Raw genomic sequence first — 17813 nt, forward strand, 5'->3', positions numbered from 1 at the left:
TCGCTCGCCGTGGGGCTGTTCGCGCTGCTCACCGCGCTCGGTGCGCATGTGGCGGTTCCGCTCGGAATCACCCCGGTGCCGATGACGCTGCAGACCCTGTTCGTGCTGCTCGCCGGTGCCCTGCTGGGCCCGGTGGCGGGGGCAAGCTCCCAACTGCTCTACCTGGGTCTCGGCGTCGCCGGGGTTCCTGTCTTCGCGATGGGTGCGGCGGGCCTGCCCTGGATCTTCGGTCCGACCGGCGGCTACCTGATGGCCTTCCCGGTTGCTGCGGCGTTGGTGGGGTGGATCTCGGGCTCCGAGGGACGCGCCCTGCGCACCGCGATTGCGCTGGTCGTCGGCTCCTCGGTCATCTTCGTCATGGGCGTGGGCTGGCTCTCGGTCGTCACCGATCTCGGCCCCGGCGCCCTCTTCGCTGTCGGCGTGCAGCCGTTCCTGGTCGGCGCCGTCGTGAAGGCGGCCATCTGTTTCGCGGCAACCCGCCGGATCGTGGCGAGGCGTCGTCGGCGCTGATTCGCGTCCCGCCACCCATCGAGACAATGCGCCTGGCGGGTGACGCGAAACCGTTCAGGATTGTATTCGTACGCCTGATTCGGTATGCCTGTTCGGCAGATTTCATGCAGGACAGCTCCTCGGTAACGGATGTCACCACGCGGCGAAGCATGAGGACCCACCACACATCGCACGTCACGCGCGCCATGCGCGTTGCACTCTTCGGTTTGCTCGCGGTCGTGCAGGCGTGTGCCAGCGCGGGGTCCGGCGGCCGTCCATCCGAGTCGCCGCCCCGCCCGGACGCGGTCCGTCCGGATGCCGCGCGCGTGGCCGAACTCGAGGCGATCTACCGGGCGCGCGCGGAAGCTGCCCTTGAGGGCGCGCACGAGGCGGACATCCGATTCATGACGCACATGATCCCGCATCACGCGCAGGCTCTGGTCATGGCAGGCTTCGCTCCGGGTGCCGGCGCGAGTCCCTCGATCCGGACGCTGTGCGGGAGGATCATCAACGCGCAGACCGATGAGATCGCCGTCATGAGCCGCTGGCTCTCGGAGCGCGGGCTGCCCGTGCCGGACACCGGCGACATGCGGGGTCACGGAGAAGGGGCCATGCTCATGGCCGGGATGCTGACCCCGGAACAACTCGCGGAACTCGAAGCCGCGCGCGGCCCCGAATTCGACCGCCTCTTCCTCCGGTACATGATCCAGCACCACAAGGGCGCCGTCACGATGGTTCGGGAGTTGTTCGCCACCGACGGCGCGGCGCAGGATGACTTCATCTTCAAACTGGCCTCCGACATCCACGTCGATCAGGCCACGGAAATCGTCCGCATGGAGCTCATGCTCGAGGCGCTCGCCGCGCCGGAGCCGGGCGGCTGATTCATGCAGTTCACTCCAATCGAAGGATCCGACATGTCCGCTGTGACGAAGGAACGCGACGACACCCGATTCACCCCGCGCCTCGCGACGCTGCTCGCCGGCGCGATCGTCCTCGGGGGGCTGACCGCCTGCTCCTCCTACCGGTCGACGTCGGCCGGCATGGCGGCCGCACCCGCCGCCCCGGCCGCTGCGCCCACGGGGCTTCAGGTCAATCCGCCGACGCCGGACCCGCGTGTCGGGCTCGCGCCGGGCATGTTCGATGCGGGTGAGGCGATCTGGAACCTCAACCTCGTCTCCGCCACGCCGCCGCCGGACCCGTTCGTGGGCGCGACGAACTCCGACCTCGCCTTCTCCGGTCGCTACGCGATCCAGGGGAACTACGACGGCATCCAGATCTGGGACATCTCCGATCCCGCCAATCCGCAGACGGTCGTGACCTACGTCTGCCCCGCCTCGCAGAGCGATGTCTCGGTGTACGAGAACCTGCTCTTCGTCTCGGGTGAGGGGTTCGGTGGGCGACTGGACTGCGGTGACCAGGGCGTCGAGGAAGCCGTGAGCCACGACCGGCTGCGCGGCATCCGCATCTTCGACATCTCCGACATTACGGCGCCGGAATACGTCGCGAACGTCCAGACCTGCCGCGGCTCGCACACGCACACGCTGCTCGAGCATCCCGGAGATAACGAGAACGTCTACGTCTACGTGTCCGGCTCCGCCCCGGTGCGTCCGGCGGAGGAACTCGCCGGCTGTTCCGGCGCGCCCCCGGCCGACGACCCGAACACCGCCCTCTTCCGCATCGAAGTCATCCGCGTGCCGCTGGCGGATCCGGCGAGCGCGGAGATCGTGAGTTCGCCGCGCATCTTCGAGGACCTGATCGCGCCTCCACGACACGGTCCGGCCCCCGACGACATCGCGGCGCTCGAGGCGGCCCGGGAGCGCGGCGCCTTCATCATCGAGGTGATGGGGGAGGAGATGGTGCTGCCTGAACCGGCCGCCCAGGGAATGCTCGGGCAGATCGTGGCCCAGCGTGGAGGCGAGGGCCCGCCCACCGCGGCCGACAGTGCGGCGCTGCGGGAGGCGCTGCCCATGATCGTCGCGCAGATGATGGGGCAGCAGGGAGAAGGGGACGGCCCTGAACCCGGCCCCACGCAGTGCCACGACATCACGGTGTATCCGGCCATCGGTCTGGCCGGCGGGGCGTGCGAGGGGTACGGCATGCTCCTCGACATCAGCGACCCGGAGAACCCGAGACGGCTCTCCGCCGTGTCGGACTCCAACTTCTCCTACTGGCACTCCGCCACGTTCAACAACGACGGGACCGCCATCCTGTTCACGGACGAGTGGGGCGGCGGCGGCCAGCCGAAGTGCCGGGCCTCCGACCCGATGGAGTGGGGCGCGAACGCGATCTTCACCATCGAAGGCACGGAGATGGAGTTCCAGAGCTACTTCAAGCTCCCCGCTCCGCAGACGCCCGAGGAGAACTGCGTGGCCCACAACGGATCGCTGATCCCGATCCCGGGACGCGACATCATGATCCAGGGCTGGTACCAGGGCGGGATCTCGCTCATCGACTGGACCGATCCGACCAACCCGGTCGAGATCGCCTACTTCGACCGGGGCCCGATCGACGGCAACGTGATGGAGATGGGCGGCAGCTGGTCCGTCTATTGGTACAACGGCGTCATCGTCAACTCCGAGATCAAGCGAGGGCTCGACATCCTCGAGCTGGCGCCGAGCGAGGCGCTCACGCAGAACGAGATCGACGCCGGGAACTCCGTGCAGTTGACGCACCTGAACTCCCAGGGTCAGCCGATCTTCGAGTGGCCCGCGACGTTCGCGCTGGCCAGGGCCTACCTGGACCAGTTGGAGCGGCACGGGGGTCTCGCCGCCGCGAGGATCGACCGTCTCCGGAGCGGACTGGCCGAGGCCGAGGAGATGACGGGATCGGCCCGCGCCGACGCGCTCCGGTCGCTGGCCGACGCCCTATCCCGTGGCGCCGCCCGGGCAGGAGACGCCGGGAAGGTCCGCATGCTGGCCGATGCCGTCCGGTCCCTCGCGGGAGCGGGGATGTAGGGACTCCGGGGTCGTCCGCAGCCCGTCCCGGGGATGCCCACGCTGATCGAAGCCCCGGCCGTCATTGAGGCGGCCGGGAACCAATCCAAGCGGATCGAGGAGTACGCCGGCCGCGTCCGGACGGGACACGACCGCGTCAGCGCGGCGCGCATGGTCGCGCCGGCCGGCTGGGTCGAACCCGGTCAGCGCCCCGAGTTCGAGGAGATCACCGTCGTGCTGAGGGGATCACTGCGCGTAGAGCACGAGGACGGCGTCATCGACGTGAATGCCGGCCAGGCCGTCGTCACCCACCCCGGCGAATGGGTCCGCTACAGCACACCGGGCCCCGAGGGAGCCGAGTACATCGCCGTCTGCCTCCCCGCCTTCTCCCCCGACACCGTCCACCGCGACCCTTAGACTGAGAGCCGGCGTTTTCTATTCCGGATCGGCGATGCCGGACAACTCGACGGGCGGTCGGTCGGGGAAGCTCGCGACCAGCGCGAGCGTGCCTCCCATGGCCTCGACGGTTCTGCGCAGAGTCGAGAGGAGGAGGTCGCTACGCTGTTCCATGCGCGATATGCCTTCCTGGCCGATACCGAGTTCGCGCGCCAAACTGACCTGAGTGAGCCGCCGGGCCTCGCGCAGCTCGCGCAGCGTCATCTCCTCCGCGATGAGTTCAGCGGCGCGCGCCTCCACCCGTTGCCGCCGCTGCGTATCGAGTCCCTCGATGACGTCGTTCACGTTCAATGCCATCATGATCCTCCTTCCATCGCGAGCCGCGCCAAGTGCCGCTCGAAGCGCTGATCCGCCTTGCGGATGAGCGCCCGGTAAAACGCCTTGGAACTGCCGCCCGCCTTGTCGGCGGCAACGAGTAGGACCGCCGTGCGCTTGGGATCGAAGGCGAACGCGACCCGCCACTGCCCGTCAGCCGCGCTGAATCTCAACTCCTTCATATTCGCGTAGCGTGACCCGTTGAGCGTGTCCACCCGTGGCCGTCCCAAGTGCGGGCCGAAGTGTTGCAATAGGCGGGACACGGCCAGGATTGCGTCCTGCACCTCCACCTGCAGCGCTCGGAACTCCGGCGCGAATTCATCGGCGATTTCGACCGTCCAGTCCACCAAGCAACATGTCATCCACGACATATGTACCGCAAGTCATGGCACGCGGCTCACGTTCCAAGCCCCTCCCAGCGGACATTGGGTACGGACTCGAATCGTTTCGCCATCACCTCGAGGGCCTCGGGGTTGTCGTCCACGAGGATGAAATCTCGGCCCAGTTCGTGGGCGGCCATGCCGGTTGTGCCGCTGCCGGCGAAGAAGTCGAGCACGAGGTCGCCGGGGTTCGAGGAGGCCGTGATGATGCGGCGGAGGATGCCGAGCGGTTTCTGGGTCGGGTAGCCTGTCCGTTCGGCGCCGCTCGTGGGGACGATCGTGTGCCACCAGGTGTCGGTGGGCAGCTTGCCGCGCGCGGCCTTCTCGGGTCCCACCAGCCCCGGCGCCATGTACGGGATGCGCTCGATCTCGTCCACGTTGAAGACGTAGTTCGACAGATCCTTCACGTAGAACAGGATGTTGTCGTGCTTCGCCGGCCACCGCGTCTTCGGTCGCGCCCCGTAGTCGTACGCCCAGATGATCTCGTTCAGGAGATTCTCCGGGCCGAACAGGTCGTCCAGGAAGAGGCGGCAGTGGTGCACTTCCCGGTAGTCGACGTGGAGGTAGAACGACCCGTGCGGAGCGAGAACGCGGTACGCCTCAACGAGCCGGGGCCCGAGGAACGCGAGGTAGTCGTCGAACTGGTCCGCGAAATGCCGACTGCCGACGACGGTCGTCTCGTAGCGCTCGCCCTGGAAGCCCGTCCGGTCGCCTTCTCCGCCCGGTGCCGGGCGTCGGGTGCGGATCCGCGTGCGCCGCTGCGTGCGGCCGGTGTTGAAGGGTGGGTCGACGTAGATGAGATCCGCCTGTCCATCAGGCAGCCCCCGGAGCACGTCGAGGTTGTCCGCAAGGATAATCCTGGGCATCGCATCTCCCGTCGCGGTGAAGCCCATTCGCGGCGGCGAGGGTCAGGGCTCCCGAAGCTAGTGTAGTGTCGCAGAATTCTGCGAGTCACCGAGAGTGCCGTGACACCGTCCCAACGCGGCGAACGAAGTGACGCCCATTGCCGGCTCGCCGTCTGGATACCACGATCAACCCCCGTTGGATCGTTCGCTCGAATTGCGGCCTGACCGCCCCTGGGCCGCGTCGCTGACAACGTTGGATACGCGCCTCGACACGGCGCCGCACCGGAGACGCCAATGGAATACGATCCCACCCTCCCCTGGTACCGACGCCTCCACTGGCAGGTGCTGTCGGCCATGATTCTGGGCCTCGCCACGGGCTGGGCCTTCGGGCTGCCCGCGGCGAACGCGATCGGCTGGATCGGCGAGCTGTTCATGAAACTGCTCCGGATGATCATCGTGCCGCTCGTGCTCACGTCGATCGTGTCCGGGGTCGCCTCCGTGGGTGGGGGGAGGGCGATCGGCCGCCTGTTCAGCAAGACGATGGGCTACTACGTGCTGTCGAGCATGCTGGCAGCGCTGACCGGCCTGCTGATGGTGAACCTCATCCGACCGGGCCAGAACGCGGACATGGGCGCCGCGGCCCAACAGGAAGTGCCCGAACTCAGCACGCCGGACTCTGCGGTCGATCTCATCCTCGACATCGTGCCGAACAACTTCTTCGCCGCCGCCTCCGCGGGCGACATGCTGGCGATCATCTTCTTCTGCATCGTGTTCGGCGCGGCCATCACGGGACTGCCGGAGAAGCCCCGCGTGGTCGTCACGGACATCTTCAACGCCTTCTTCCAGGCCATGATGGCGCTCACGTCGGGGATCATAAAGTTCCTCCCCATCGGGGTCTTCGCGCTCATCACCCGGATGGTGGGGGAGACCGGCTTCGACCGCTTCGCCGCGCTCGCGAAGTACTTCGCGACGATCGGATCGGGGCTCACGATCCACCTCTTCATCACAATGCCGCTCCTGCTCATCGTGCTGGGCCGCATCAAGCCACTGGTCCACTTCGCGAACCTGCGCGAGCCGCTCCTGACGGCGTTCTCGACGAGCTCGTCGGGCGCCACCCTCCCGGTCACGATCAAGACGCTGCGCGAGAAGGTCGGCGTCTCGAACAAGGTCTCGTCGTTCGTGCTCCCGATGGGCGCGACGGTGAACATGGACGGCACGGCGATCTTCGAGTGCGCCGGCGCGCTCTTCATCGCGCAGGTGCTCGGGGTCGATCTCACAATCGGGCAGCAGGCGATCGTCGTCGTCACGGCGCTCCTCGCCTCGATCGGCGCGGCCGCGGTGCCGTCGGCCGGCGTGGTCGTGATCTTCATCGTCCTCAACGCGATCGGCCTCGGCGACAACCCGGAGGCGATCACGATCGTGGGTGCGATGCTCGCCATCGACCGGCCGCTCGACATGTACCGCACCGCGGTCAACGTGTTCAGCGACTCGTGCGGCGCCGCGATCATCGCCCGTTCCGAAGGGGAGGAGGGCGTAGACACCGAAGTCCGCCACTGACGGCGGTGCGGGCCTGACGCGGGGGCCGGGAGAACGCCGGCCCCCGCGTGATCACCTTGGTTTCGGCCCGCTCGGAACGGTGGCCTGCGTCCCGCGCTTCGTCTGGATGTCGATCGCGCCGCCCCGGGCGCGCGGCCCGTACAGCAGGATCGCGACGCGCCCCTTCACGACCTCCACGTGATCGATGTCCAGGGCCTCGACGTCGGAGAGGGGGAAGTCCTCCGGTTGCTCGACCCCGTCGATCACGACCAGCGGCGGGATCGAGCGACAATCCGTGCTGATCGACGTCGGTTCGGCCGCGGGCGATTCTTCCGAAAGCTGTTCCACCGAAGTCTGTTCGGCGGGGACGGACAGCCGGGAGGGCTCTTCGACCCCGAAGTCCGGCGCGAATGGCGACTCCGCGCGGTCGCACCCGACGCTCGCCAGAACGCTCGCCATCATCAGGGCGGTAGCCGCCGGGTTCCCGCGTTCGAATCTGCTCTGACCGAAGAGCATGAGCGCTTCCTCCTGTGCGCCGTTCTTCCGAAGTCCCACGTGCTAAACGTCCGGTCTCCCCGCTCTGCGACAGTTCGACGGGCTCCGCAGGCCGCGATTCGGCTTGCGCGCCGCCGATCCGGGATCGAACGTGACCACCTGCAAGGAGGTTCGGCGAATGCCCGATCGCAGGGAGTTTCTGAGTCTGGCCGGCATCGGCGGCGGCGGTGCGCTGCTCGGGGCCTGCGCCGGCGGCGAAGCGGGGTTCGCGTCCGCCCGTGCCGGGAGCGAGGGGTTGGACGCGACGGCTCGCGCGTTGCTGGACGAGTTGCGCGAGATTCCCATCGACGACACGCACTGCCACCCGATCACCTTCGACGACGCGCAGACGGATCCCGACGCGTTCATCGAGCGGCTGGCGCTCTCCGCCTTCCCGATGGACCGCTACTTCCCGGCCGGCGTCTATGGGCGCTGGCAGGCCGGCGATGCCTCGGAACGCGCCACCCTCGACGCCGAGTTCGATGTCGCCGCCACGCGGGCCCGCGTCCTCGAGCAGGCCGGCGAAACCGTCTTCCTCCGCTATCTCGTGAAGGAACTCGCCGGTTTCCTCGACTGCGAGGCGACCTTCGAGGCGGTGATCGAGGCCCGGAACGAGAGAGGCCGGGACTACGCGAGCTATCTCGGCGCCCTGTTCGCCGACGCGAACATCGAGAACGCGATGGTCGACACGGGCTACCGGGAGGGGATGGACCAAGCGGGCATCGAGCGTTTCAAGGACGCGATCGCCCCCGCCCGCGGACGCCACATCCTGCGCGTGGACACGATCCTCCGCGGCCTCATGGGCGACGACCTCGATCTCGGGATCGACGAGATCGAGACCGGGATGATGGCCGAGATCGAGGCGGGACTCGACGGCGACGGCAACCTCGGCGCCCCGTCGTACGGGATGAAGTCGTACCTGCTCCCGCGCCTGGGGCTGCTCAAGCCGCACTTCGATCGAGAGGCGGCCCGCCGCTCATGGGACGCGTTCCGGGCGCGGCGCGCGCGTGGCGAGGTCCCGGCGGCGGACACCCGGGATCGCGACGAGTATTGGCAGTTGCAGGGCGAAGCGCTGATTTACCTCCACTCGCTCGCCCTCGAGGCGTGTCTGGAGCGCGACATGCCGATGCAGTTCCACGCCGGCGACGGCGAGGCCCCGCGCGGGATCATGCGGAACCAGGACCCGTTTCTCATGGAGGAGATGGTCCGCTTCGAGCGCGGCGGCGTGATGCGGATGCCGCAGGTCATCCTCATCCACGCGGGCTACCCGCTGATCGGGCAGGCCGCATGGCTCACGCACCTGTACGCGAACTGCCACTTCGAACTGTCGCTCGCCGCGCCGCTCATCCACCACGGCATGCTGCGCATGTTCCTGGAGGTGATGGAGGTCGTCCCCCTCTCCAAGATCCTGTTCGGGAGCGACGCCTATCACCTGCCCGAGTTCTACTGGCTCGCGGCCAAGTGGGGCCGGCGCTTCCTCGCGCAGGCGCTCGGGATCTACGTCGACGCCGGAATCCTGACCCGCGACGAGGCCGTGGCGGCCGCGCGCATGATCCTGCACGAAAACAACCGCCGCCTCTACCACCTCGATGACTGACCTCGGAGGACCCATGAAGATGACCGGCCGTGCGATTCGAAGCGCCCTGAGCGCCCTTGCGGCGCTGATCCTTCTGGCCACCGCGGCGGAAGCCGTGCAGCCGATGCAGATGATCGGGGCTCCGGACCGGGGCCCGGATGAAGGCGGGGGACCGTACGACCGCCTCATCATCCGCGGCGCCACCGTGATCGACGGCACGGGCGCACCCCCCATCGGCCCGATGGACATCGTCATCGAGGGGAACCGCATCGTCGACGTGGTCGGCGTCGGCGTCCCGCAGCGCCCCATCGACGAGGCGCGCCGCCCCGGGCTCACCGTGGAGGGCAACCCCGACGCGGTCGTGCACGAGATCGACGCGACCGGCATGTACGTCCTGCCGGGGTTCGTGGACCTCCACCTCCACACCGGCGGCGTCCCCAAGGCGCCCGAGGCGGAGTACACGTACAAGCTTTGGATGGCGCACGGCATCACGACCGGCCGCGGCGTCGCCTTCGGCCCCCACGACTGGTCGATCCGGGAGAAGGCGCGGAGCGCGGCGAACGAGATCGTGGCGCCCCGCATGTGGGTCTATCCCTTCACGGGAGCGGGCGGAGAGGGATGGAGCGGCCGCCTGATCGACACGCCGGAGGACGCGCGCGCCTGGGCCCGCTACGTGAAGGCGTCGGGCGGCGACGGGCTCAAGCTCAACTCGTTCCGCCCGGAGATCATGGAGGCGCTGCTGGATGAGGCCGCCCAGCTCGGCCTCGGGAGCACGGCCCATCTCGGCCAGATGGGCGTCGCGCAGATGAACGCGCTCGACGCCGCGCGCCTCGGCCTCGGCACCGTCACGCACTTCTACGGGCTGTTCGAGGCGCTGTACAGGGACCACGACGTCCAGCCGTGGCCCCCGGAGATGAACTACAACGACGAGCAGCACCGTTTCGGGCAGGTGCCCATGCAGTGGAACCTCATCCACGAGCCCGGGAGCCCGGAGTGGAACGCCCTCCTCGAGGAGATGCTCGCGCTCGACGTCACCCTCGACCCCACCATGACCGCCTACCAGGCGAGCTGGGACATCGACGACCAGATGTACGCGCCCTGGCACGGGACCTACACCCTGCCGACGCTGTGGGAGTTCTACGAAGCGAACCGCGAGGACCACGGCTCGTACTACTTCGACTGGACGACGTGGGAGGAAGTGGCGTGGCGCGACTTCCTCGAGGTGTGGCACGACTTGCTCAACGACTACAAGAACATGGGCGGCCGCGTCACGGCGAGTTCGGACGCCGGCTACATCTACAACCTCATGGGCTTCTCCACGATCCAGGAGATGGAACTTCTGCAGCACGCCGGGTTCCATCCGCTGGAGGTGATCCGCGCCGCGACCATGCACGCGGCCGAGACGCTGTTCAAGCCAACGGGCCGTCCCATCGAGTTCGGCGTCGTGCGGCGCGGCCTGCTGGCGGACCTCGTGATCGTGGAAGAGAACCCAATCCAGAACCTGAAGGTCCTGTACGGCACCGGGGCGCGGCGCCTGAACGACGAGACGGGCGAAGTGGAGACGGTCGGCGGCATCCTGTACACGATCAAGGACGGCATCGTCTACGACGCGAAGCAGCTCCTCGCCGACGTGGCCCAGATGGTCGAGCAACAGAAGCGCGCCGTGACCACCACCACCGACTACGGAGATGCGAATAGATGAGTGAGAGAAGGGAGACGGCGACGCTCGGCGGGGGGTGCTTCTGGTGCCTCGAGGCCGTGTATCAGCTTCTGGATGGCGTGCAAGGCGTGAAGTCCGGGTATGCCGGCGGGCATGTCGAGAACCCCACCTACGAGCAGGTATGCACGGGTCGCACGGGGCACGCCGAGGTGGTGCGGGTCACGTTCGATCCGGACACGGTCTCGTTCGACGATCTTCTGGATGTCTTCTTCACGATCCACGATCCGACGACGCTGAACCGGCAGGGCGCGGATGTCGGGACGCAGTATCGCTCTGCGATCTTCCACGAGAGCGAGGCACAGAGGGACGCGGCCGAGCGGAAGATCGCCGAGATCACCGCCGCGGGGATCTGGCCCGATGCCATCGTGACCGAGATCGCGCCGCTGGAGACGTTCTACCCGGCGGAGGCGTACCACGACGACTACCTGAATCGAAACCCCACCCAGCCGTACTGCCAAGCGGTCGTGGCGCCGAAGGTGGCGAAGTTCCGCCGCCAGCACCTGCAGCGGCTGAAGCGCGGAGCGGGCGTCTGACCGAGGCCGCTGCGCTGTCTGTGCGGCGCGGGCCTTCGCCGCGGGTCGCCGGGTGACGACGCCGGCGCACGCCGCGCTCAGCCTGATCGTCCTGGGCCGTTCCGAGCGCAACGCGCTGCCGGTCGCGCTCGGGGCGGTGGCCCCGGACCTCCCAATGCTCGTCTTCTACTTCTGGGAGCGGCTCGCGCGCGGCGTGTCGGAGGGCCGGATCTGGTCGGAGCGCTACTTCGACCCCGGCTGGCAGGTCGTGTTCGACATCCCGAGTTCGATCCCTCTGCTCGTACTCGCCCTGTGCATCCTCCTGGTGCTCATCGGCCGGCGCTCGACCGCCGGAGGCCTCCCGTCAGCCCGAGCGGACGCCGCCCCGCGGCCGGCAAGGCTCACCGCATGGGCCCTGTCCGTCGCGAGCATGATCCTCCACGCGCTCGGCGACCTGCCTCTGCACCGGGAGGACGCGCACCGCCACTTCTTCCCGTTCAGCGACTGGCGATTCACCAGTCCGGTGTCGTACTGGGACCCGGACCACTACGGGGGATACGCGGCCATCGGCGAAGTGCTTCTCGTGCTGGCGGTCTCCGTCTTCCTCTTCCGGGCCTACCGCGGCCGGGGCCGCTGGATCGTCGCCGGCGTGGCCGGCGTCTACGCGCTCTTCGTCGGCTTCGCCGTACTGGTGTGGTCCGGGTTGTGACGGCCGCCGCGGCGGTCGCGAACCGAGTCGGCCCGCGAGCAAGGCGAGTCGGCCCGTGAGCGAGCCGCGGATCGATCGGTTCCCGCTCGGGGCGCGCGTCCGTCTCGCGGATCTCGCGGTCGACCCCTACCCAATCTTCGCTTCGCTGCGGGAGGCGGAGCCCGTCACCTGGGTGCCCGAAATCGAGCGCTGGTTCGTCACGCGGCGCGACGACATCCTCGCCGTGCTCCGGGACCCCGACCTCTTCACGACGGATGCGCCCTCGACGATCCGCGACATGTTCGGCGTCCACATGATGACGACGGAGGGTCCGACGCAGATCCGCTACAAGCGGAAGTGTCTACCGCCGTTCCACACGTCCCGAATGAAGACGGCTTCGCTCCCGCCCCTGGTGGCCGAGGTCGAGCGCCTGGTGGAGACGATGCGGTCCGCGGCGAGGCCGGCTGACGGCGGACGGGCCGGTCGATGGCAGGCCGGGGAGGTGCGGACGGGCGTGGCGCGACCGGTCGCGCTCCATTCGGTGCTGTCTGTGCTCGGCATCCCCCTGACCGAGACGGAGCGCGTGAACGACTGGTACGAGCACTTCGCCCGCGCGCTGGCGAACTTCGCCGGCGACCCGGACGTGCGTGCGGCCGGCAAGGGGGCGGCGGACGCGTTCGGCCGGGCGCTCGCCCCGATCCTCGAGGCACTCGAACGGGACCCGGACGGCAGCCTCCTCTCCGACCTGGCGTGCGACCACGTCGACCCGCTCACGGCGGAGGAGATCCGTTCCAACGCGCTCATCATCCTCTTCGGCGGGATCGAGACGACCGAGTCGATGATCGCGAACGCCCTGTGGGCGCTGCTCTCGCATCCCGAACAACTCCCGGCGGCGCGTGCGAGCGAGGCCGCCTTGGACCTGGCGGTCGAGGAGACGCTGCGCTGGGAGCCCGCGGTGCAATCGGCGGCCCGCCACGCGACCCGCGACACCGAGATCCGCGGCGTCCGCATCGCAAAGGGCGAGGTGGTGCACTGCATGCTGGGCGCGGCCAACCGGGACCCCACGCACTTCGCCGATCCCGACCGCTTCGACGCGACCCGCCGGAACGCCGGCGACCACCTGTCCTTCGCGGTGGGCCGCCACTTCTGCCTCGGCGCCCCGCTCGCCCGCCTCGAGACGCGCGTCGTGCTCGAAACGCTATGGGACCGATGTCCCGGCCTCCGCCTTGACCCGGACCGCCCTGCCGCCCCCTATGGCTACGAATTCCGGAAACCCGAAACCGTGTGGGTGGAATGGACCGGAACGAGTTCCTGAACCGAGTAGCAGCCATCAATGTGTGGCGTCGCGGAGATTCGCGTGCCCCGCACAAACCGCTGCTGCTGCTACTCGCCCTCGGACGGGTGACGCGGGGTGAAGCTCGTCTGGCGGGTTACGGATCGGACGTGGAACAACAACTCACGGTTCTGCTTGAGCGCTTCGGGCGTCCGCGCGTGAATCATCATCCAGATCAGCCGTATTGCCGTTTGCCGAAGGACGGACTATGGGAGGTCCCGGGCATTGAAGACCTGCCCCTGACGCGCGGCGGTACCGCATCGGTCCCCGCGCTTCGCGAGACGGTCGGCGGCTTCCCCGACGCCGCATACGAGTTGTTGCGCGGGGACCCGACACTTGTGGAGAACGCGGTACGGGCGGTCCTGGATGCGCATTTCCCTCCCTCGCTGCACTCCGATATCCGGGGTGCGGTGGGCCTTCCCGACTACCTCCACGATCCGGCTCGCGCCGAGGATCCCTGGACAGCCCACGGCCCCCAGGTAAAGGAGACGACGAGCACGGCGCGCGATCCGCGCTTCAGGCGTCGCGTGCTGCGCGCCTATGAGCGTCGCTGCGCCGTCTGCGACTTCGATGTTCGCATCGAGGATCAACTCCTGGGTCTCGAAGCGGCACACATCAAATGGCACGCGGCCGGCGGTCCCGACCGCGTACCCAACGGGCTCGCCATGTGCTCCTTCCACCACAAGGCCCTCGACATCGGTGCCTTGGGGCTGGAAAAGAAGGGACGGGACGTTGCCGTGCTGATCTCCAGCGAAGTCAACGGACGGAGCGAGGCCGTCCGTCAATTGCGCGACCTGCGCGGCGTCCCGCTCCGGCGGCCTCAGGGGCCCGAACTTGCTCCGGACGTGGAATTCGTGGCGTGGCACCGCAGAGAGGTCTTCCGGGAACCCGCCCTCGGAGCGGGCTAGAGCGAACGCGGGACGTTCCCGCGGGAACGTGTCTTCCGCGCAAAACGCCCGTCAGCAGTCGGCGCCGCAGTGCGCCGCGACGAGGCGGGTGAGGATGCCCATGTAGTCGCTCCACGGCGTCTGGGCGTCGGGCACGGTCTTGTGCGCGACCACCATGCCCACCGACGGGATCACCGTGATGAACTGGCCGTAGGCGCCACGCCCGCTGTACGCCCCCTCGAATCCCTCCGGCACGGCGGGGCCGTCCCACACCCACCACATGTACCCATAGCCGAACTCGCCGCCCCGCAGCCCCTCCGGATTCATCTCTTCGGAGGGCGTGACCACGCTCGTGATGCGTTCGGCCCACCCGTCGGGAAGGATCCGCGCGTCCTCCCACATCCCGCTCTGGAGCATGAGATGGCCGATCCGGGCCATGTCCCGCGTGGAGAGGACCATGTGGTAGGCGAGGTTGCGGGAGCGCGTGTCGTCGCCCGACTTGCGGTGGATCGACCGGTCCCAGTCCTCGAACCCCAGCGGCACCGCGAGGTCGGTTTCGAGCGCGTCGTAGATGTTGCGACCGGCGAGTCGCTCGAAGACGGCTCCGGCCGCGTTGAAGTCCCAGTTGCTGTACAGGTAGTAGGTGCCGGGTTCCTGCGAGCCGCGCGGCGGCGCGTCCGCGAGGTTGTCCCCCGCGTTCGATGCCGGGTGATAGACCCCCGACCGCGCGGTGACGAGGTCGAGGACACGGGCGCGCTTCTCGATCGGGAGCAGGCCCTGCACGTCGTCCATGCCGAGGTCTTCGAGGGTGAGCCCGAGATCGATCGTGCCGTCCTCCACGTAGTTGCCGTACAGCATGGCGAGGATGCTCTTCCGCACCGAGGCGAGATAGCTCAGCGAGTCGACGGGTCCGTGCTCGAACAGCACCCGCCCCCCGACCACGGCCATCACGGCGGACGTGTTGATCCCCTCGACGTAGGGGTGGATCGCATCCAGCGCCTCGGCCGAGAACCCGGCGGCGGCCGGATCCGTGACCCGCTCCCAGGCAGCGGCCGGATAGACCGTCTCGGCCGCGCGCTCCGCGACCGGGGCCGGAGCGCACGCGAACCCGGTTGCGAGGGCCAGAACCAGCGCCGCCCGCGCGATGCACCCTTTGACGCGGTTCTCGTGTCTCACGATCATCATGTCCCGATTTCCGTCCTGGAGAACTGGAAAGAAGAGAACAGTGAAACGCGCCCAGCACCGCCGCCAGTGTAACGGCTACAAACCTGGGCGATCAGCATCCGAATGAAGCGAAGGAGTTGTCGATGTCGCGAGCGAAGGCCGCATGCCATGACCGTTTCCCCCTCATCGCGGCGCTGCTCGCCGTGAGCGTCCAGGCCGCCGGCTGCACCGGGGAGGGTGCCGACCCCGCCGCCGAATCCCCGGCCGACGCCGGGACCGCGCCCCCCGTCGCGCGCGTGATCCCGGAGCAACTGGAGACGCACGGGCACACGCGGATCGACAACTACTACTGGCTCAACCAGCGCGACAACCCCGAGGTCATCGCGTACCTCGAGGCGGAGAACGGCTACACCGACGCGCTGATGGCCCACACCGAGGATCTCCAGACGGAGTTGTTCGAGGAGATCAAGGGGCGGATCCAGCAGACGGATCTCTCCGTCCCGGTGAGAGAGGGCGACTTCTTCTACTACACGCGCACCGAAGAGGGGCGGGACTACCCGATCTTCGCCCGAAAGCGCGGGTCGCTCGACGCGGACGAGGAAGTCATCCTCGACGTCAACCCGCTCGCCGAGGGCCACGACTACTACGCCGCCTTCCCCGAAGTCAGCTCCGCCGGCGACCTGATGGCGTGGGCCGAGGACACCCGCGGGCGCCGCATCTACACCATCCGGATCCGGAACCTCGACACGGGCGAGGACTACCCGGAGTCGATCGAGGGCGCGTCCGGCAACATGGTGTGGGCCGAGGACAACCGGACGCTCTTCTATACGCGACGGGATCCCGGCACGCTGCGTTCGTACCAGATCTACCGGCACCGCCTCGGCGCCGACCCCGCGGATGATGTGCTCGTGTACCAGGAGGACGACGAGGAGTTCAGCAGCGGCATCCGCAAGACGAAGTCGAAGCGGTACCTCGTCATCTCCTCCTCCCACACCCTGGCGGACGAGCACCGTTTCCTCGACGCGGCGAACCCCGAGGGCGAGTTCACCCTCTTCCTTCCGCGCGAGCGCGGGCACGAGCACCGCTTCGACCACTTCGGGGACCACTTCTACATCCGGACGAACCTCGACGGGGCCGAGAACTTCAAGCTCATGCGGACCCCCGTCGACCGGACGGCGACGGACCACTGGGAGACGGTCGTCCCGCACCGGGGCGACGTCTTCCTGCAGGGGTTCGAGTTGTTCCGGAACCACCTCGTGCTCTCGGAGCGCGCGGGAGGGCTCACCCGCCTGCGCGTCCGCGCCTGGGAGGGAGAGGAGCACCAGATCGCGTTCGACGAGCCCGCCTACCTGGCCTCGCTGTCGGCCAACCCCGAGCTGGACACGAACATCCTTCGCTACGGGTACACGTCGCTCTCCGCGCCGCGCTCCGTCTACGACTACGACATGTCCACGCGCGAGCGCACGCTGCTCAAGGAGGACGAAGTGCTCGGCGGCTACGACCGCGCGGACTACGTGGTGGAGCGGCTGCACGCCCCCGCCCGCGACGGCGCCGTGGAAGTCCCCGTGTCCGTCGTCTACCGGCGGGGTCTCGAGAAGGACGGCGACAACCCGCTCCTCCTCTACGCCTACGGCTCCTACGGGGCGAGCATGGAGCCCACCTTCTCCTCCACCCGCCTCAGCCTCCTCGACCGCGGGTTCGTCTACGCGATCGCCCATATCCGCGGCGGGCAGGAGCTGGGCCGCGCGTGGTACGAGGACGGGAAGATGTTCAACAAGAAGAACACCTTCACCGACTACGTGGACGTGGCGGATTACCTCGTGACGGAAGGCTACACGAGCCCGGAGAAGCTCTTCGCCCGGGGGGGGAGCGCCGGGGGACTGCTCATGGGGGCGGTGGTGAACATGCGGCCGGAGTTGTTCCGGGGCGTGGTCGCGCACGTGCCCTTCGTCGACGTCGTGACGACGATGCTCGACGAGTCGATCCCGCTCACGACCTTCGAGTGGGATGAGTGGGGCAACCCGGCGGACCTCGAATCCTACCGCTACATGCTCTCCTACTCGCCCTACGACCAGGTGGAGGCGAAGGACTACCCGAACCTGCTCGTCACCACGGGGCTCCACGACTCGCAGGTGCAGTACTGGGAGCCGGCGAAGTGGGTGGCGAAGCTGCGCGCGACGAAGACGGACGAGAACCGGCTTCTCCTCAAGACGCACATGGACGCCGGCCACGGCGGCGGCTCGGGCCGCGACCGCCAGTACGAGGAACTCGCCTTCGAATTCGCCTTCATCCTCGACCTGCTCGAAGAGACCGCCTCTCCTCGCTGACGGCGCGACTTTCTTCGCACGCGTCCCCTCTACCGTCCATCACTTCGAGGAGGGCGGCAGAATCGTCGAGCTTGATATCCGGTAGCAGGCCACCTTCCCCCGAAGTCAGAAGAGAAGG

17 protein-coding genes are annotated in these 17813 nt (G+C 68.2%); 12 read left to right on the plus strand and 5 right to left on the minus strand.

The window, feature by feature from the left end; genetic code table 11:
- The first annotated feature begins 9 nt into the window (after nucleotides 1–9).
- From OXN85_12105 to OXN85_12120, 4 genes are all read left to right on the plus strand, one after another.
- Nucleotides 10–510 carry a biotin transporter BioY gene (locus tag OXN85_12105; GenBank protein ID MCY3600699.1) on the plus strand — a complete coding sequence of 167 codons (501 nt, stop codon included), beginning with the start codon at nucleotides 10–12 and terminating at the stop codon, nucleotides 508–510.
- 149 nt (nucleotides 511–659) lie between these two features.
- The gene (locus tag OXN85_12110) at nucleotides 660–1370 is read left to right on the plus strand and encodes a DUF305 domain-containing protein (GenBank protein ID MCY3600700.1); all 711 of its coding nucleotides are present in this window, start codon (nucleotides 660–662) and stop codon (nucleotides 1368–1370) included.
- Between the two features lie 33 nt (nucleotides 1371–1403).
- Nucleotides 1404–3443: a hypothetical protein gene (locus OXN85_12115; protein MCY3600701.1), complete on the plus strand. Its 2040-nt coding sequence runs from the start codon at nucleotides 1404–1406 to the stop codon at nucleotides 3441–3443.
- A gap of 33 nt (nucleotides 3444–3476) precedes the next feature.
- Entirely contained in the window at nucleotides 3477–3839 is a 363-nt protein-coding gene (locus OXN85_12120; GenBank protein MCY3600702.1) for a cupin domain-containing protein, read from the plus strand.
- Nucleotides 3840–3857: 18 nt separating this feature from the next.
- Here the strand turns inward: OXN85_12120 and OXN85_12125 are convergent, their stop codons facing one another.
- From OXN85_12125 to OXN85_12135, 3 genes are read right to left on the minus strand one after another with little or no spacing between them, the layout of a single operon-like run.
- Nucleotides 3858–4175 carry a helix-turn-helix transcriptional regulator gene (locus OXN85_12125; GenBank protein MCY3600703.1) on the minus strand — a complete coding sequence of 106 codons (318 nt, stop codon included), beginning with the start codon at nucleotides 4173–4175 and terminating at the stop codon, nucleotides 3858–3860.
- Nucleotides 4175–4540: a type II toxin-antitoxin system RelE/ParE family toxin gene (locus OXN85_12130; protein ID MCY3600704.1), complete on the minus strand. Its 366-nt coding sequence runs from the start codon at nucleotides 4538–4540 to the stop codon at nucleotides 4175–4177. Before OXN85_12130 ends, OXN85_12125 begins: the two co-directional genes overlap by 1 nt.
- A 50-nt stretch (nucleotides 4541–4590) precedes the next feature.
- Nucleotides 4591–5439: a site-specific DNA-methyltransferase gene (locus OXN85_12135; GenBank protein MCY3600705.1), complete on the minus strand. Its 849-nt coding sequence runs from the start codon at nucleotides 5437–5439 to the stop codon at nucleotides 4591–4593.
- Between the two features lie 273 nt (nucleotides 5440–5712).
- Between OXN85_12135 and OXN85_12140 the strand changes: the two genes are divergently transcribed.
- Nucleotides 5713–6975, plus strand: coding sequence for a dicarboxylate/amino acid:cation symporter (locus tag OXN85_12140; protein MCY3600706.1), 1263 nt, complete (start codon nucleotides 5713–5715; stop codon nucleotides 6973–6975).
- Between the two features lie 51 nt (nucleotides 6976–7026).
- On the opposite strand, the gene OXN85_12145 is transcribed toward OXN85_12140, so the two are convergent.
- On the minus strand, nucleotides 7027–7509 hold the full coding sequence (locus OXN85_12145) for a TonB-dependent receptor plug domain-containing protein (protein ID MCY3600707.1): 483 nt from the start codon (nucleotides 7507–7509) through the stop codon (nucleotides 7027–7029).
- A 118-nt stretch (nucleotides 7510–7627) separates the two neighbouring features.
- Here OXN85_12145 and OXN85_12150 point away from each other — a divergent pair, with 118 nt between their 5' ends.
- From OXN85_12150 to OXN85_12175, 6 genes are all read left to right on the plus strand, one after another.
- The gene (locus tag OXN85_12150) at nucleotides 7628–9085 is read left to right on the plus strand and encodes an amidohydrolase family protein (protein ID MCY3600708.1); all 1458 of its coding nucleotides are present in this window, start codon (nucleotides 7628–7630) and stop codon (nucleotides 9083–9085) included.
- A gap of 13 nt (nucleotides 9086–9098) precedes the next feature.
- Nucleotides 9099–10766 (plus strand): amidohydrolase, encoded by a 1668-nt coding sequence (locus tag OXN85_12155; GenBank protein ID MCY3600709.1) that lies wholly within the window; start codon nucleotides 9099–9101, stop codon nucleotides 10764–10766.
- Complete coding sequence (gene msrA / locus OXN85_12160) at nucleotides 10763–11317, plus strand: peptide-methionine (S)-S-oxide reductase MsrA (GenBank protein MCY3600710.1); 555 nt, start codon at nucleotides 10763–10765, stop codon at nucleotides 11315–11317. The genes OXN85_12155 and msrA overlap by 4 nt, the downstream gene beginning before the upstream one ends.
- Nucleotides 11318–11369: 52 nt before the next feature.
- Entirely contained in the window at nucleotides 11370–12005 is a 636-nt protein-coding gene (locus OXN85_12165) for a hypothetical protein (GenBank protein MCY3600711.1), read from the plus strand.
- A 55-nt stretch (nucleotides 12006–12060) separates the two neighbouring features.
- Complete coding sequence (locus OXN85_12170) at nucleotides 12061–13299, plus strand: cytochrome P450 (GenBank protein ID MCY3600712.1); 1239 nt, start codon at nucleotides 12061–12063, stop codon at nucleotides 13297–13299.
- Nucleotides 13300–13427: 128 nt separating this feature from the next.
- Nucleotides 13428–14225: an HNH endonuclease gene (locus OXN85_12175; protein ID MCY3600713.1), complete on the plus strand. Its 798-nt coding sequence runs from the start codon at nucleotides 13428–13430 to the stop codon at nucleotides 14223–14225.
- 51 nt (nucleotides 14226–14276) lie between these two features.
- Here the strand turns inward: OXN85_12175 and OXN85_12180 are convergent, their stop codons facing one another.
- Nucleotides 14277–15389: a serine hydrolase gene (locus OXN85_12180; GenBank protein MCY3600714.1), complete on the minus strand. Its 1113-nt coding sequence runs from the start codon at nucleotides 15387–15389 to the stop codon at nucleotides 14277–14279.
- Between the two features lie 122 nt (nucleotides 15390–15511).
- Between OXN85_12180 and OXN85_12185 the strand changes: the two genes are divergently transcribed.
- Nucleotides 15512–17695, plus strand: a complete 2184-nt coding sequence (locus tag OXN85_12185; GenBank protein ID MCY3600715.1) for a S9 family peptidase — start codon at nucleotides 15512–15514, stop codon at nucleotides 17693–17695.
- Nucleotides 17696–17813: the final 118 nt, after the last annotated feature.

It is taken from the genome of Candidatus Palauibacter australiensis, from assembly GCA_026705295.1.
Lineage (GTDB): Bacteria > Gemmatimonadota > Gemmatimonadetes > Palauibacterales > Palauibacteraceae > Palauibacter > Palauibacter australiensis.